Raw genomic sequence first — 15,294 nt, 5'->3', positions numbered from 1 at the left:
CATGAGCGATTACACGCCGATCCCGGACCCGGAGGGGGTGGCCCGCGCCTACTCGGAGCTGCTCTCCCGGGCGCCCGAGAACAAGGTCGAGGCGCGTCTTGAACCCATGCGCCGCGCCATGGAGGTCCTGGGCGATCCCCAGAAGGCCGCCCCGGTCATCCACCTGACCGGCACCAACGGCAAGACCAGTACGGCCCGCATGATCGAGTCGCTGCTCCTGGCCCACGACATCCGCACCGGCCGCTACACGAGCCCTCACCTGAGCTCCGTGACCGAGCGCATCGTCATCGACGGCGCGCCCGTGGCCGACGCGACCTTCGTGCGGGTCTGGGACGAGATTGCTCCCTACCTGCAGATCGTCGACGCCGAGCTCTCCGAGAACGGCGAGCACACCCTGACCTTCTTCGAGGCGGTGACCATCCTCGCCTTCGCGATCTTCGCGGACGAGCCGGTGGAGGCCGTGGTGCTCGAGGTCGGGATGGGCGGCAGTTGGGACGCCACGAACGTCGCCGACGGCGCCGTCTCCGTGGTCACGCCCATCAGCCTGGATCACACCGATCTGCTGGGCGACACCGTCGAGGACATCGCGCTGGAGAAGTCGGGCATCATCAAGCCAGGCGGCTTCCTCGTCTCCGCCGTGCAGGCGCCCGGCGCGGCGTCGGTGCTGCTGGAGCGCGCCCGCGAGGTCGGGGCCGAGTTCCGCTTCGAGGGCATCGAGTTTGGCGTCGAGGAGCGCGTGCTCGCCGTGGGCGGCCAGGTGCTCTCCCTGCGCGGCCTCGCGGCCCGCTACGACGAGGTCATGGTGCCGCTCTTCGGCGAGCACCAGGCCCAGAACGCCTCGCTGGCCCTCGCGGCCGTCGAGGCCTTCATCGGCGGGGGAGAGCGCCCCCTCAACGAGGAGCTCGTCCGCGAGGGCTTCGCCGCGGCCTCGAGCCCCGGCCGCCTCGAGATCGTGCGCACCTCGCCCACCATCGTGGTGGACGCCGGGCACAACCCCGAGGGCATCCGCGTGAGCGCCGAGGCCGTCAAGGAATCCTTCGGCTTCAGCAAGCTCGCGCTCGTCGTGGGCATCCTGAAGGAGAAGGACGCTCCGGACATGTTCGCCCAGCTCCTCGAGGAGTACGGCGATCTGGTGCAGGACGTCGCGATCACGCAGTCGGCCTCCCCGCGCGCCATCCCGGCGGGCGAGCTCGCTGCCATGGCGATCGACGCCGGCTTCAACGAGGACGATCTCTTCGTCACGGAGAAGCTCGACGACGCCCTCGATTGGGCCGCCGGCCGCGCCGACGACACCGAGGACATGGGTGGCGGCGTGCTCGTCACCGGATCCATCACGCTCGTGGCCGAGGCCCGCACCCTCCTGGGTGCCGACCGCAACGGTCCGGCGGCGGGAGGCAACTGAGCATGGCCAAGCTGAACAAGAAGCAGCTCGCGTGGCGCCCGGGGCAGACCAAGGTCCGCCGCAGCTCCCGCGTCATGTTCGCCTCGACCATCTTGGTGCTCGAGGCGCTCGTGGTGATCTTCGCCGGGCTGGCGATCTTTGGCCTGCGCGGCCGGGTGGAGGGCGGCGCGTTGCCCCTGCTCATCGCCTTCGGCGTGCTGGCCCTGGTCTTCATCCTGGCCTGCGCCGTGGTGAACAAGCCCTGGGGCATCTCCCTGGGGTGGGGCCTGCAGGTCCTGCTCATCCTGATGGGCATCCTGGAGCCCATGATGTTCATCGTGGGCATCGCCTTCGGTCTGACCTGGGCTTACGCCATGGTCAAGGGCGGCCAGATGGACCGCGACAACGCCGAGCGCGCCCGCGAGCAGGCCGCCTGGGAGGCCGCGAACCCGGAGTAGCCGGGGGCGCGGCGCCCGCGGGTGCAGCAGCGACGCCGTGAGAGGGGTCGGCCGGGCGAGGAACGCCCGGTCGGCCCCTCGGCGGTGGTGGCACTAAACTGGCCCACGAGAACACTTCCCCTCCACACAAGGAGAACCAACATGTCCCTCGAGCGGACCCTCGTGCTCGTGAAGCCGGACGGCGTCAAGCGCCACCTGACCGGCGAGATCCTCTCCCGCATCGAGCGCAAGGGCTACGACATCGTCGAGCTCAAGCAGCTCACCCCCTCCCGCGAGCTGCTCGAGCAGCACTACGCCGAGCACGTGGGCAAGCCGTTCTACGAGCCGCTCGTCGAGTTCATGATGTCCGGCCCTGTGGTCGCCGTGGTGCTCGAGGGCAACCGCGTCATCGAGGGCTTCCGCTCCCTGGCAGGCACCACCGAGCCGACCCTGGCCGCCCCCGGCACCATCCGTGGCGACCTGGGCCGCGACTGGGGCCTGAAAGTGCAGCAGAACCTCGTCCACGGTTCCGACTCGCCCGAGTCCGCCGCGCGCGAGATCGGCATCTGGTTCGGCGCCTGAGCCGCAGCGCGCCGGCAACGCCACAGGGCCGCCTCCCCGGAAACGGGGAGGCGGCCCTGTGGTTGTTCAGACGCACGACGGCGGGCGCCCGGCCGGGTGCCGCGGGCGCGCCTGGGTGCGGTTTAGGCGGGGAAGAAGAGCCCCATGAAGCGGAAGAGGATCGAGGCGGCGCAGGCGATGATCACGATGATGGCCGTGAGCCAGGTCCAGCCGCGGGCCCAGGCGTGGGCCCATGCCGGGGCGGGGAGGACGCCCGTCAGGATGGAGCGGCCGAGCGAGACGAACATGAGGATCGTCATCATGAGCCAGCAGATCATGCAGTAGATGCACAGCGCGCCGATGACGTAGAGGGCCTCGGAGTAGAGCCACACGAGGAACCCGAAGGCCGCGAGCACGCCCACCTGGAAGCCGATCCAGTACCAGCGCGGCATGGAGGCGCCGGAGAGGACAGTCACGCCGATGACCACGAGCACGGTGAAGCCCACGAGGCCGATGAACGGGTTCGGGAAGCCGAACGCCTGGGCCGCCTCCGACTTCATGACGGAGGAGCAGGAGAAGGCCCCGCCCCAATCGCAGCTGGTCTTGGTGTTCTCGTCCAGATAGATCTGGATGCGCTCGCCCACCAGGACGGAGGCGGCGATGAGGCTGCCGAGACCCGTGATGATGGTGATCCACGCGAAGCCCACGCGACGGGCCCACCAGGGGAGGGATTGCGTTTCGTCCGTCGGCTGGGTCGCAACCCCGGAGACGGCGGTGATGCTCTCGTTCACGGTGAGAGTGCCTTTCGACTCTGCGGCCCGGTCCGGGCCACTTCGACGCTGTGTCGAATTCAGCTTACGGCGATGTGGGGTGGCACGGTGCGGCGGCGCTCCGGCCGGGGCGGCCCGCGTATGCGAGAATGAGCGCGGGTGACCACCGCTAACCACAGTGGCGATGGGCGCTCCGCTTTCCAGACGTACCACCTCGGCGTAGACATCGCGCGGCCCGCAAACGAAGGGCACGCGCCGACCGCACGAGGCCCGCAGCTCGGGCCGGGCGCGCATTTCGCGCCAGGGGGCACATCGGGGCAAGCGACCCTCGAGGGGCGCCGTCGGTGCCGCTGGCAGGGGAATCACTGACTTTTTAGGTCGCCCGACTCGCCGTGAGGCGCCCGGAGCAGACCCACCCGACACGCATCGTCGGAGGATCCCGCTGTGGGGGTTCCTTTGGCGTAGGAGAAAACATGGCTGAGTCCAGCACGTCTTCGTCCACCCCGGCCCGCCGCCCGCGCCGCGCCGCCGGCGCACCGGCCGGCAGCCCCAGCGAGGCGATCGAGGAGACCGCCGCCGAGGCGACCACCGCCAAGAAGGCGTCGGCCAAGAAGGCCCCCGCCAAGAAGACCGCGAGCAAGAGCGCCGCCACGGCCAAGGCCGCGGTTCCCGCCGCCGAGGCAGCTGAGGCCGCCCCCGCCAAGAAGGCCACGCGCAAGCCGGCCGCCAAGAACACCAAGGCCTCCGCCGCTGCCGACGACGCCGTCGTTGCCGCGGTGGCCGAGACCGGAACCGCCGCCGAGCCGGCGGAGGCCACCCCCGCGAAGAAGGCGCCCGCGCGCCGTTCGCGTGCCAAGAAGGTCGCCGAGCCCGTCGCCGAGACGGCCGAGGCACCCGCCGAGGAGCCGGTTGTTGAGGTCGCCGCCGAGGAGCAGGCGCCGGCCAAGAAGGCCCCGGCGCGCCGTTCGCGTGCCAAAAAGGTCGCCGAGCCCGTCGCCGAGACGGCCGAGGCGCCCGCCGAGGAGACTCCGGCGGAGGAGACCGCCCCCGCTGAGTCTGCGGCCGTCGTCGAGCCCTCCACCGGGGGCACGGAGGACGCGGAGGAGGCCGCGGCCGAGGCAGCGCCCGAGCCCGTGGTCTTCGATCCCTTTGCCATCCCCGAGTCCCTCGCGCTCGTGCTCAGCACCGCGCCCGAGGCCTCGGACGACGAGGACGCGCCCGAGGAGGGCACCCGCCGTCGCCGTCGCCGCCGCCGCGGCACCGAGGACATGGAGATCGAGGGCGGCAACGAGACCGACCCGCCGGGCACCATCACCCGCGTCCGCGCGCCCCGCGCCGCGAGCGAGAAGCCGATCGATCACGTCGTCTCCATCAAGGGCTCCACGCGCCTCGAGGCCAAGCGCCAGCGCCGCCGCGAGTCCCGCGAGTCTGGCCGTCGCCGCCACGGCATCACCGAGGCCGAGTTCCTCGCACGCCGCGAGTCGGTCGACCGCAAGATGGTCGTGCGCCAGAAGGACGAGCGCATCCAGATCGGCGTCCTCGAGGACGGCGTTCTGGCCGAGCACTTCGTCTCGCACACCACGCAGGACTCCATGATCGGCAACGTCTACGTGGGCAAGGTGCAGAACGTGCTGCCGTCCATGGAGGCCGCCTTCGTCGACATCGGGCGCGGCCGCAACGCCGTGCTCTACGCCGGCGAGGTGGATTGGGACGCCGCCAAGTTGGACGGCAAGCCCCGCCGCATCGAGAACGCCCTCAAGTCGGGCGACACCGTGCTGGTGCAGGTCACCAAGGATCCGGTGGGCCACAAGGGCGCCCGCCTGACGAGCCAGATCTCCCTGCCCGGCCGCTACCTCGTGTTCGTGCCCGGCGGCTCCATGACCGGTATCTCTCGCAAGCTCCCCGATGTGGAGCGCAACCGCCTCAAGAAGATCCTGAAGGACCACCTGCCCGAGAAGGCTGGCGTCATCGTCCGCACGGCCGCCGAGGGCGCGGCCGAGCAGGAGTTGATGAACGACATCAACCGCCTGCGCGTGCAGTGGGAGGGCATCCTCAAGGCCTCCACCTCCACCAAGACCCGCGCCCCCGAGCTCCTCTACGCGGAGCCGGACCTGACCATCAAGGTGGTCCGCGACGTCTTCAACGAGGACTTCTCGCAGCTCATCGTCCAGGGCGAGCACGCCTGGGACACCATCGAGGCCTACGTCACCTATGTGGCCCCCGACCTCGTGGATCGCCTCCACCAGTGGGACGGTGAGGGAGACGCCTTCACCGAGCTGCGCATCGACGAGCAGATTCGCAAGGCCCTCGATCGCAAGGTCAACCTGCCCTCGGGTGGTTCCCTCGTGATCGATCGCACCGAGGCCATGACGGTCATCGACGTCAACACCGGCAAGTTCACGGGCTCCGGCGGCAACCTTGAGGAGACCGTCACCAAGAACAACCTGGAGGCGGCCGAGGAGATCGTCCGCCAGATGCGCCTGCGCGACATGGGCGGCATCATCGTCGTGGACTTCATCGACATGGTGCTCGAGTCCAACCGCGACCTGGTGCTGCGCCGCCTCGTCGAGTGCCTCGGCCGTGACCGCACCAAGCACCAGGTCGCCGAGGTCACCTCGCTGGGCCTGGTGCAGATGACCCGCAAGAAGATCGGCACCGGCCTGCTCGAGGTCTTCTCCGAGCCGTGCGATCACTGCGACGGCCGCGGCGTGGTGCTGCAGGACGAGCCGCTCGCCGGGCGTTCGCGCCCGCAGCAGGTGCACGTGCCCTCCGATCGCCCCACGCGTTCCGAGCGCCGCAAGAACAACGGCAACGGTTCCTCGAACAACAACGCCCAGGCCAAGCCGGTCGAGGCCGCCGCCGCGGCCACCCCCGCCGCGCCGGCCCCCGAGTCGAGCCCCGAGGAGGCGGAGCGCGCCCAGAAGGCCCGCGCCGCCCTGGCGAGCATCGCCGCCGCGTCGACGCACGGCGCCGAGCATGGGGCCGAGCAGGCCGCCTCCGCCCACGCGGCCGAGCCGGAGCAGGCCAACGCCGCCGGTGAGCCGTTCACCGAGGCGGGGGAGGACGACAAGCCGCGTCGCCGCCGCCGTCGCGGACGCCGCGGGCGCGGTGGCCGCGGCACGGGCGAGGAGTCGCAGGGCCAGGAGCCCGGCGACTCCGCATCCGAGGAGTCGGCCTTTGAGGTCGCCGAGGCGATCGAGGAGGCGCCCGCCGCCGAGACCGTTCAGATCGAGGCGAGCGAGGCACCCGTGGCCGCGCCCGCCGTCGTGCAGGAGTCGGCGCGGGAGCAGGCGGCCTCGGCCGCCCGCCCGACCACGCGTCGCCGTGCGCGCCGCGTTGCCTCCTCGGAGCAGGGCTCCAGCACCACCACGGTGGCCGCCGCCGCCGAGGCCCAGGGCACCGTCGCGGTGTCCGCGGCCGCCACCCCCGTCAAGGCCGCCCCGGTGGCCGAGCCGGTCATGCTCGGAGTGGGAGTCCCCGCCTCCGAGCTGTGATCTCGCTTACGGCGCGACGCGCCGGGGCCGCTTCATTTGCCCCGGCGCGCGCGGCTACCGTAAGATTGATCCTCGGTGCGTGTACCCGAAACCGAACCCCCTCATGTGGAACGGCGGGCACCATCATCAGAAGTTTCCCGCGAACGGTCTCTCACCGTTTCGCGGCAGTCAATGTCAACGTCGAGAGAAGTGAGTACCAAGTGTCGTACGCGATTGTTCGCGCTGGCGGGCGCCAGGAGAAGGTTGCCGTGGGCGACATCGTCACCCTCGATCGCGTGCGCGAGGAAATCGGTGCCTCCATCGAGCTCCCCGTGGTGCTGCTGGTCGACGGTGACAAGGTCACCTCGGATGCCGATGCTCTCGCAGGTGTGAAGGTCCAGGCCAAGGTCCTGGAGAACCTGCGTGGCAAGAAGATTGTCATCCAGAAGTACAAGAACAAGACCGGTTACAAGAAGCGCCAGGGTTTCCGCGCCGCGCTGACCAAGGTCGAGATCACCTCGATCGCCTGATCCGGTTCAAGCACAGCTTCGAAGGTAGGTAGAAACCATGGCTCATAAGAAGGGCGCAAGCTCCACTCGTAACGGCCGCGATTCCAACGCTCAGTACCTGGGCGTCAAGCGCTTCGGTGGCCAGGTCGTCAAGGCCGGCGAGATCATCGTCCGCCAGCGCGGCACCCACTTCCACCCCGGCGCCAACGTGGGCCGCGGCAAGGATGACACCCTGTTTGCCCTCTCCGCCGGTGCGGTGGAGTTCGGCACGGCCCGCGGTCGCCGCGTGGTCAACATCGTCGGCGAGTGAGCTAACGCTTCACGCTGAGACGAACGGGGGGTGGGCCTGGTGCCCGCCCCCCGTTCTCGCGTAAGTACGCATTTTCTTTTTCTCGATCAGCGCCCAGACTGACAGCGGCAGCTGATCACAACCCCAGGAGTATGTCGTGGCGGCCTTCGTCGATCGCGTGACCTTGCATCTGACCGGTGGTAACGGCGGACACGGTTGCGTCTCCGTGCATCGCGAGAAGTTCAAGCCCCTCGGCGGCCCGGACGGCGCCAACGGCGGCAACGGTGGCGACATCGTGCTGCGCGCCGACATCCAGGCCACGACCCTCCTGAGCTACCACCATGCCCCGCATCAGCGCGCAGGCAACGGCGAGCCGGGCAAGGGCGACTTCCGCCACGGCAAGAACGGCGAGCCGCTCATCCTTCCCGTGCCCGTCGGCACGGTCGTGAAGGACAAGGAAGGCAACATCCTCGCCGACCTCGTCTCCGTGGGCCAGGAGTACATCGCCGCTGCCGGTGGCCTCGGTGGCCTCGGCAACGCCGCGCTCGCCTCGCCCAAGCGCAAGGCCCCCGGCTTCGCCCTCCTGGGTGTGCCCGGCGAGGAATCCTCGGTGGTGCTCGAGCTCAAGTCCGTGGCCGACGTGGCTCTGGTGGGTTACCCGTCCGCCGGCAAGTCCTCGCTCATCGCCGCGCTTTCCGCCGCGCGCCCCAAGATCGCCGACTATCCCTTCACGACCCTGGTGCCGAACCTCGGCGTCGTGGCGGCCGGCGACACCCGCTTCACCATCGCCGACGTGCCCGGCCTCATCGAGGGCGCGGCCGACGGCAAGGGCCTCGGCCTCGAGTTCCTGCGCCACGTCGAGCGCTGCGCCGCCCTGGTGCACGTCCTGGACACCGCCGCGCTGGAGACCGACCGCGACCCGCTGGCCGACCTCGAGGTCATCGAGGCCGAGCTGGACAAGTACGCCGTGGACGCCTCCTTCGCGGGTGCTGACGGCCGCGCCGTGCCGCTGAACGAGCGCCCGCGCCTCGTCGCCCTGAACAAGGTCGATGTTCCCGACGGTCGCGACATGGCCGAGTTCGTGCGCCCCACGCTCGAGGAGCGCGGCTACCGCGTGTTCGAGGTCTCCGCCGCCTCGCACGAGGGGCTCAAGGAGCTCTCCTTCGCCATGGCCGCCCTCGTCAACGAGGCGCGCGCCGCCATCGAGGCCCCCGTCGAGGAGGTCGAGGTGCCCGTGCTGCGCCCGCGCGCCGTCAACAAGGCCGAGTTCACGATCAAGCGTGAGGAGCGGGGCGGCGAGCCGCTGTTCCGCGTCCGCGGCACCAAGCCCGAGCGCTGGATCGTGCAGACCGACTTCCGCAACGACGAGGCCGTGGGCTACCTCGCCGATCGCCTCAACAAGCTCGGCGTCGAGGACGGCCTGTACGCCGCGGGCGCCAAGCCCGGCGACGCCGTGGTCGTCGGCGGCGAGGGCGGCGTGATCTTCGATTGGGAGCCCACCGTCTCCGCCGGCGCCGAGCTGCTCGGCAACCGCGGCGAGGACCTGCGCCTCCACGAGAGCACGCGCCGCACCACCACGGAGCGCCGCGAGGCCCTTCAGGCCCGCAAGGACCGCCGCGCCGCCACGCAGGAGGAGCTCGAGAACGAGCGCCGCTCCGGCATGTGGAACGTCGACGCGGAGGGGCTGTCGGGCACCGCCGTGGAGACGGACGGCCGCCAGTGAGCCGGGGGAGTGGTCGTCCCTCCCCGGTGAAGGATCGCGCTGGGCTGCTTCAAGCCAAGCGGATCGTGGTCAAGATCGGCTCGTCCTCGCTCTCCAGCGTGGACGGCGGTCTCGACGTGGGCGCCGTCGAGCGCCTCGAGGAGGCCCTCAACGCCGTGCTCGCGCGCGGCACGCAGGTGGTGCTGGTGTCCTCGGGTGCCATCGCCGCCGGGCTGGCCCCGCTGGGGCTCGAACGCCGCCCGCGCGATCTCGCGACCCAGCAGGCCGCAGCCGGCGTGGGCCAGGGCCTGCTCGTGGCGCACTACTCCCGCGCCTTCGCCCGGCACGGGCGCACGGTGGCGCAGGTGCTGCTCACGGCCGACGACCTGGTCCGCCGCACCCACTACGCCAACGCGTACCGCTCCCTGGACAAGCTCCTCGCCCTCGGCGTGGTGCCCATCGTCAACGAGAACGACGCCGTGGCGACGCACGAGATCCGCTTCGGCGACAACGATCGCCTCGCCGCGCTCGTGGCCAACCTCGTGAAGGCCGACGCCCTCGTGCTGCTCTCCGACGTGGACGCCGTGTACACGGCGCCCCCGAGCGCCGGCGGCACGCCGCTGCGCACCATCTCCTCGCCCGCAGATCTGGAGGGCGTGACCCTTGGTTCGATCGGCCGGGCCGGGGTGGGCACGGGCGGCATGGTCACCAAGGTGCAGGCCGCCACGATCGGCGCGCAGTCCGGCATCCCCACGCTCGTCACCTCCGCCACGCTGGCCGCCGAGGCGCTGCGCGGCGAGGAGGTCGGCACCTGGTTCGAGGCGCGCCGCGGCCGTCGGCCGCTGCGCCTGCTGTGGCTCGAGCACCTGGCCACCACCCGTGGGCGTTTGGTGCTCGACGACGGCGCGGTCGCCGCCGTGGGCAGCGGCAAGCGATCGTTGCTCGCGGCCGGCATCGTGGCCGTCGAGGGGGAGTTCGCCTCGGGCGACCCCGTCGAGATCGCCGGGGCGGACGGCACCGTCCTGGCCCGCGGCCTCGTGAACTACGACGCCGACGAGCTGCCCGAGATGCTCGGCCAGTCCACCGACGCCCTGCGCGAGCGCCTCGGCGCCCACTACGAGCGCGTCGTCGTGCACGCCGACGACCTCGCCCTGGTGGGAGCCAAGCGCTAGCCGCGTCGCTTCGCCGGTCGCGAAAGCCCCGTCCCCACCCGTCATGGACGTGTGTGCGGGCGGGGCTTCTCCCTATCATGGGGAGCATGACGAGCATCGATCACGCCAGCACCCCGAACGCCTCCGCCTCCCTGGCCCAGGCGCCGGAGCCGGCCGACGCCCTCGTCGCCGCCCGCGCGACCGCAGCCCGCGCCGCCTCCCGCGAGCTCGCGGCCCTGCGCCGCCAGGACAAGGACGCGGCCCTGCTCGCGATCGGCGACGCGCTCGTGGCGCAGCAGGAGCGCGTCCTGGCCGCCAACGCCCAGGACCTTGCCCGCGGCGAGGCAAACGGCACCTCGGCCTCCATGCTTGATCGCCTGCGCCTGAGCCCCGAACGCATCGAGGGCCTGCGCTCGGCGCTGGCCGAGCTGGCAGCCCTGCCCGATCCCATCGGCGAGCTGGTCCGCGGCCAGACCCTACCCAACGGCCTGCGCCTGCGCCAGGTCCGCGTCCCCCTCGGCGTGGTCGGCGTCATCTACGAGGCCCGCCCCAACGTCACGGTGGACATCGCCGGCATCGCGCTCAAGAGCGGCAACGCCGTGCTGCTGCGCGGCGGCTCGGCCGCCCAGGACACCAACCATGTGCTCGTGGAGATCATCCGCGACGCCCTCGAGGCCTCGGGCCTGCCCCGCTACGCCGTGCAGACGGTGGACGACGGCGGCCGCCCCGCCGCCCAGGCCATGATGCGCGCCGTCGGCCTCATCGATCTGTTGGTGCCGCGCGGCGGCCACTCGCTGATCCAGGAAGTGGTGCGCAACTCGCGCGTGCCCGTCGTGCAGACGGGCGAGGGCAATGTGCACCTGTACCTGCATGCCGACGCCCCGCTGCAGCGCTCCGTGGATATCGCCCTCAACGCCAAGGTGCAGCGCCCCAGCGTGTGCAATGCCGCCGAGACGCTGCTGATCCACGCCGACGCCGCGGAGACCTCCCGCGCAGTGCTCCAGGCGCTCACGGCCGCCGGGGTGCGCCTGCACGCCGACGAGCGTGCCGCCGCCCTGGTCCCCGAGCTCAGCCTGGAGCCCGCCACCGAGGAGGACTGGGCCACGGAGTACGGCGATCTGCAGATGGCCGTGCACGTCGTCGACTCCCTGCCCGAGGCGCTCGAGCACATCCGCTCGTACTCCACGGGGCACACCGAGGCGATCATCACGGATTCCATCGCGAGCCAGCAGGAGTTCATCCGCGGCGTCGATTCGGCCGCCGTCATGATCAACGCCTCCACCCGCTTCACCGACGGCGGAGAGTTCGGCCTCGGCGCCGAGGTGGGCATCTCCACCCAGAAGATGCACGCCCGCGGCCCCATGGGGCTCTCGGAGCTCACCACCACGCAGTGGATTGTGGAGGGTGACGGCCACGTCCGTTCGTGAGGTCCGCCGCCCCTTCGCTAAGATGGGGAACAAGCACTTTGCGGGAGCATCCTGCCCCCGCGCACCCCTCAAGGAGACATGTCGATGAACGTTCTGGCTAGCGCCGTCACCCTCGCCAGCAAGGCCGCCGAGCACGAGGGCGGCAGCGGCCTCTTCTGGGGCTTCGTGGTGGGTGGCATCATGATGGGCCTGTTCCTGGTGCTCTGGCTGATCACCGGCTCGTACTCCAACGTCGGCAACAAGCACGAGGCCGGCCAGGACATCATCGATCCGAGCAAGCAGATCGGTCCCTTCGGCCCGTCCGGCCACTGAACCTCGCGCACATGCCTCGCGCCCGCATCGGCGTGATGGGTGGAACCTTCGATCCCATCCACCACGGACACCTGGTGGCCGCCTCCGAGGTGGCCGCCAGGTTCGAGCTGGACGAGGTGGTCTTTGTGCCGACCGGCCGCCCGTGGCAGAAGGAGGGCGACGGTCGCGAGGTGACCGACTCCGAGCACCGTTATCTCATGACGGTGATCGCGACGGCCTCGAACCCGCGCTTTACGGTGTCCCGCGTGGACATCGAACGCCCGGGCTTCACCTACACCATCGACACGCTTCGGGAACTGCGCGAGCAGCGGCCCGACGCCGAATTGTTCTTTATCACCGGCGCGGATGCGCTGGAGAAGATCATGTCGTGGAAAGATGTTGAGGAACTGCAGACGCTGGCCCACTTTGTGGGTGTGACGCGTCCCGGTCACGTCTTGCGTGACATGGGGCTCTCCGACGTCAGTCTGCTGGAGGTGCCGGCCATGGCCATCTCCTCCACGGATTGCCGCCGGCGCGTGGCCGCGCAGGACCCGGTTTGGTACCTGGTGCCGGACGGGGTGGTTCAGTACATCAACAAGTACGAGCTCTATCGGAACCCGGAGAGCTCACAGGAGTGATTTCAGGATGACGGAATCTCAGCCGCCGCTGACGCGCCGCGAGTTGCGCGAGATGCGTGCCCGCCGCGAGGCGGAGCTGCAGAACCGTGCCGCCTCCACCGCAGACGAAGCGCCCGGTCAGGGACCGGGCGCTTCGCCGCGTGATGCTTCGGGTGACGCCGCGGAGGCCTCGCAGCCCGCCCGCCGCCAGCGCCGCGGTCCCGAGCCGACCCCCGGCACCCTCTTCCTGCCGCGCACGGCTCCCGCCTCGCGCCCCCAGGCCCCCGCCGTGCCGCCGGCGCCCACGGCCCCGAAGGCTCAGTCCGCCTCGTCCTCGGAGGCGGTCGCGCCGAAGCCGGCCGCGCCGAAGCAGACAGAACAGCGTCCCGCTGCCCCGAAGGCAGCCGCCCCCGCCCAGCCCGCCGCGCCGACGCCCTCGCCGCAGGCCCCCGTGGTCAGGCCGTCCCCTGCCCCCGCCGCGCCGGCGCATGACACCGCAGCCCACTCCTCGCGCCGCAAGGAGCGCCTGCGCCGTCAGGCCGAGCAGGCCCGCCTGCAGGCCCAGCAGGGTGTGAACGAGGCCGAACAGGCAGACGACACCTTCGTGCCCGAGCCCAGCGCTCCCGCGCAGCCCGCGGGCACCTCGAAGCCCGCACCGGCCGCGCCGAAGGCGCCCGCGGCGCCCCGGGCGAGCCGGCCCGCCGCGCCCCAGCCGACCAAGCCCTCTGCCACGCAGCCGGGCACGCCCGCGGCATCGCGCCCGGCCACGCCTGGCACGCCCGCTCCGTCGCGGCCCGCCTCAGCGCAGGCGATGCCCCAGGCGCCGGCCGCCGCTCCGAAACCCCAGGCCCAGGCCCACCGCCCGGCGGCCCCGGCCGCTCCTCCGGCGCCCGCGACTCCGGCAGCGCAGCAAGCCGCCGCCCAGGCACCGGGCCAGCCCGTCGCCGACGAGCACGCAGCGCACCGCCGCCGTCGGGACGGCGGCGCCCATCATTCGCGCGAGCTGCAGGCCGCGCTGGGTGCCTCGCCGACGCTCGAGGCCGCGCAGGCCGAGATCGAGGCCATGGCCGCCGCCCGCGAGGCGGCCCTGCGCCGGGCCCTCGCGCGCCGCAGCACCCCGCCGCCCTCGGAACCCTTCTCCTCGGCGCTGGGCCTGCCGTCCACCGGCTCCGCCGCGCCGCATGTCCCGCGTCAGCCCGCCGTGAAGGCCCAGGAGGCGGTCCGTCCGCCGCGCAGCCCGCGCCGCCCCGGCGAACGCGAGGCCCAGTTCCCCGCGCCCGGCACCCCCACGGGACCCGTCCCGTGGCAGCGCCCCGCGGCCGTGGCGCCGCAGGCGCCCGTCGCGCCCTCGGCCGCCCCGGCGGGCGAGGCGAGCGCCGAAGCCGGCGCCCCGACGTCGTTCTCCGATCTGCTCGGCCTGCCCGCCGCGCCGCCCGTCACCCAGCGCCCCCGCCGCGGCGGCCGCCGGGCCCAGCCGGCCGTCGTCGAGGACCGGGCGGCGCAGAAGCGCCTCGAGAACACGGGCCTCATCGCGCCCGTCACGCAAGAGATCAGCGTGGTGGTGCCGAATCAGCGCGCCGCCGCGGCGCGCGCTGAGGCCGAGGCCGCCGATTCCACCGGGCCCATCTCCGCGAGCAGCGCCCACGGCCTCGATCCGCTCGAGTACCGCGAAGCTGGCGTGCAGCGCAGCCGCTGGGGCCTCGTCGCCGTCCTGGCCTCCGTTCTTGTGGCGGCCACCGCCGTCGTTTGGGCCTGGCTCTTCTAGAGCTCCGGCCACCCATTGCCCTTCGCGGGGCCACCGCCCCGCACCATCAGTACCCCAAGGAGATCCGTGAGCGTCCCAACCATCGTCGCCGAGCGAGTGCTCAGCGCCGCCAAGGCCGCCCAAGACAAGCTGGCCGAGCACGTGCTCGCCCTCGAGGTCGGGGAGCGCCTCGGCATCGCCGACGTCTTCCTCATCCTCTCGGGCGGGTCCGAGCGCCAGGTCGAGGCCATCGCCGAGGCCGTCGAGGACGCGCTGCGCGAGGAGCACAACGAGCTGCCGCTGCGCCGCGAGGGGCGCGGCAGCGGCCACTGGGTGCTGCTCGACTACGGCGACTTCGTGGTCCACGTCCAGCACCCCGAGGACCGCTCGTTCTACGCGCTGGATCGCCTCTGGTCCTCGTCTCCGCGCCTCGAGCTGCCGGGCATCGAGCAGTCCGAGGCCCCGGCCGAGCTACCCGAGACCGAGAACGGCGCCCAGCCCGCCTGAGCCCCTCGTTCGTTCGCGGTGAGCGCCCGTTCCGCCTCGCCGCACTCGTCGCCGGCCCGTCCCTGTTTTCTCAGGGGCGGGCCGACGGCGTTGTGGGTCCGGGTTTCGAGGGCGGGGCTAGAGCAACTGGCGCCAGTTGGTGGCGGCGAGGTCCAATAGCTCGTCGCCGCGCCCGCTCATGACCGAGCGCAACGCGTAGAGGGCAAAGCCCTTGGCCTGGGCCAGCTCGATCTTGGGCGGGATGGTGAGCTCCTGCCTGGCCGTGGTGACGTCAACGAGGGCCGGCCCGTCGTGCGCAAAGGCGGCGGCGAGGGCGTCGTCGAGCTCCGAGGAGTTCTGCACCTTCCAGGCGGCTAGGTGTATTGCCCCGCCAGGTTGGGTACGCGGCTGGCGGGGGTGGAGCCCTTGAGTGATGTGTGGCCGCGGTGGTGATTG

Annotated in this window: 14 protein-coding genes and 1 pseudogene; 13 read left to right on the top strand and 2 right to left on the bottom strand. The window is 71.6% G+C overall.

The window, feature by feature from the left end:
* Position 1 precedes the first annotated feature (1 nt).
* The 3 genes from DWB68_RS13625 (at position 2) to ndk (ending at position 2,400) form a co-directional block, all read left to right on the top strand.
* Entirely contained in the window at positions 2 to 1,402 is a 1,401-nt protein-coding gene (locus DWB68_RS13625) for a bifunctional folylpolyglutamate synthase/dihydrofolate synthase (RefSeq protein ID WP_119425672.1), read from the top strand.
* Positions 1,403 to 1,404: 2 nt separating this feature from the next.
* On the top strand, positions 1,405 to 1,839 hold the full coding sequence (locus DWB68_RS13620) for a DUF4233 domain-containing protein (protein ID WP_119425671.1): 435 nt from the start codon (positions 1,405 to 1,407) through the stop codon (positions 1,837 to 1,839).
* 141 nt (positions 1,840 to 1,980) lie between these two features.
* Positions 1,981 to 2,400: a nucleoside-diphosphate kinase gene (gene ndk, locus DWB68_RS13615; RefSeq protein WP_119425670.1), complete on the top strand. Its 420-nt coding sequence runs from the start codon at positions 1,981 to 1,983 to the stop codon at positions 2,398 to 2,400.
* A gap of 122 nt (positions 2,401 to 2,522) precedes the next feature.
* On the opposite strand, the gene DWB68_RS13610 is transcribed toward ndk, so the two are convergent.
* Entirely contained in the window at positions 2,523 to 3,170 is a 648-nt protein-coding gene (locus tag DWB68_RS13610; RefSeq protein ID WP_158588321.1) for a vitamin K epoxide reductase family protein, read from the bottom strand.
* A gap of 452 nt (positions 3,171 to 3,622) precedes the next feature.
* Here DWB68_RS13610 and DWB68_RS13605 point away from each other — a divergent pair, with 452 nt between their 5' ends.
* The 10 genes from DWB68_RS13605 (at position 3,623) to rsfS (ending at position 14,859) form a co-directional block, all read left to right on the top strand.
* Complete coding sequence (locus tag DWB68_RS13605; protein WP_119425668.1) at positions 3,623 to 6,643, top strand: Rne/Rng family ribonuclease; 3,021 nt, start codon at positions 3,623 to 3,625, stop codon at positions 6,641 to 6,643.
* A 200-nt stretch (positions 6,644 to 6,843) separates the two neighbouring features.
* The gene (gene rplU, locus DWB68_RS13600) at positions 6,844 to 7,152 is read left to right on the top strand and encodes a 50S ribosomal protein L21 (RefSeq protein ID WP_119425667.1); all 309 of its coding nucleotides are present in this window, start codon (positions 6,844 to 6,846) and stop codon (positions 7,150 to 7,152) included.
* A 37-nt stretch (positions 7,153 to 7,189) separates the two neighbouring features.
* Positions 7,190 to 7,441: a 50S ribosomal protein L27 gene (rpmA, locus tag DWB68_RS13595; protein WP_119425666.1), complete on the top strand. Its 252-nt coding sequence runs from the start codon at positions 7,190 to 7,192 to the stop codon at positions 7,439 to 7,441.
* Positions 7,442 to 7,577: 136 nt separating this feature from the next.
* Positions 7,578 to 9,143, top strand: a complete 1,566-nt coding sequence (obgE, locus tag DWB68_RS13590) for a GTPase ObgE (protein WP_119425665.1) — start codon at positions 7,578 to 7,580, stop codon at positions 9,141 to 9,143.
* A gap of 26 nt (positions 9,144 to 9,169) precedes the next feature.
* On the top strand, positions 9,170 to 10,294 hold the full coding sequence (gene proB, locus DWB68_RS13585) for a glutamate 5-kinase (RefSeq protein ID WP_233548824.1): 1,125 nt from the start codon (positions 9,170 to 9,172) through the stop codon (positions 10,292 to 10,294).
* A gap of 86 nt (positions 10,295 to 10,380) precedes the next feature.
* Positions 10,381 to 11,700, top strand: a complete 1,320-nt coding sequence (locus DWB68_RS13580; protein ID WP_233548822.1) for a glutamate-5-semialdehyde dehydrogenase — start codon at positions 10,381 to 10,383, stop codon at positions 11,698 to 11,700.
* A gap of 78 nt (positions 11,701 to 11,778) precedes the next feature.
* Positions 11,779 to 12,012 carry a hypothetical protein gene (locus DWB68_RS13575; protein WP_147391695.1) on the top strand — a complete coding sequence of 78 codons (234 nt, stop codon included), beginning with the start codon at positions 11,779 to 11,781 and terminating at the stop codon, positions 12,010 to 12,012.
* An 11-nt stretch (positions 12,013 to 12,023) separates the two neighbouring features.
* Entirely contained in the window at positions 12,024 to 12,629 is a 606-nt protein-coding gene (gene nadD, locus DWB68_RS13570; RefSeq protein ID WP_119425661.1) for a nicotinate-nucleotide adenylyltransferase, read from the top strand.
* 7 nt (positions 12,630 to 12,636) lie between these two features.
* A complete protein-coding gene (locus DWB68_RS13565) occupies positions 12,637 to 14,373 on the top strand; it encodes a hypothetical protein (protein ID WP_119425660.1) in 1,737 nt (578 codons plus the stop codon).
* Positions 14,374 to 14,439: 66 nt separating this feature from the next.
* Positions 14,440 to 14,859 (top strand): ribosome silencing factor, encoded by a 420-nt coding sequence (gene rsfS / locus DWB68_RS13560; RefSeq protein ID WP_119425659.1) that lies wholly within the window; start codon positions 14,440 to 14,442, stop codon positions 14,857 to 14,859.
* A gap of 117 nt (positions 14,860 to 14,976) precedes the next feature.
* Here rsfS and DWB68_RS13555 read toward each other — a convergent pair.
* Positions 14,977 to 15,201: pseudogene (locus tag DWB68_RS13555) on the bottom strand (ubiquinone-dependent pyruvate dehydrogenase); the annotation flags it as partial.
* Positions 15,202 to 15,294: the final 93 nt, after the last annotated feature.

Origin of the sequence: Galactobacter valiniphilus, from assembly GCF_003575975.1 — a bacterium.
Classification (GTDB): domain Bacteria; phylum Actinomycetota; class Actinomycetes; order Actinomycetales; family Micrococcaceae; genus Galactobacter; species Galactobacter valiniphilus.
This window is presented reverse-complemented; position numbering and strand designations above follow the sequence as displayed.

Coding starts and splice junctions, on each gene's coding strand:
- DWB68_RS13625 (WP_119425672.1), top strand. CDS start 2: ATGAGCGATTACACGCCGATCCCGGACCCGGAGGGGGTGGCCCGCGCC.
- DWB68_RS13620 (WP_119425671.1), top strand. CDS start 1,405: ATGGCCAAGCTGAACAAGAAGCAGCTCGCGTGGCGCCCGGGGCAGACC.
- ndk (WP_119425670.1), top strand. CDS start 1,981: ATGTCCCTCGAGCGGACCCTCGTGCTCGTGAAGCCGGACGGCGTCAAG.
- DWB68_RS13605 (WP_119425668.1), top strand. CDS start 3,623: ATGGCTGAGTCCAGCACGTCTTCGTCCACCCCGGCCCGCCGCCCGCGC.
- rpmA (WP_119425666.1), top strand. CDS start 7,190: ATGGCTCATAAGAAGGGCGCAAGCTCCACTCGTAACGGCCGCGATTCC.
- DWB68_RS13580 (WP_233548822.1), top strand. CDS start 10,381: ATGACGAGCATCGATCACGCCAGCACCCCGAACGCCTCCGCCTCCCTG.
- DWB68_RS13575 (WP_147391695.1), top strand. CDS start 11,779: ATGTCGATGAACGTTCTGGCTAGCGCCGTCACCCTCGCCAGCAAGGCC.
- nadD (WP_119425661.1), top strand. CDS start 12,024: ATGCCTCGCGCCCGCATCGGCGTGATGGGTGGAACCTTCGATCCCATC.
- DWB68_RS13565 (WP_119425660.1), top strand. CDS start 12,637: ATGACGGAATCTCAGCCGCCGCTGACGCGCCGCGAGTTGCGCGAGATG.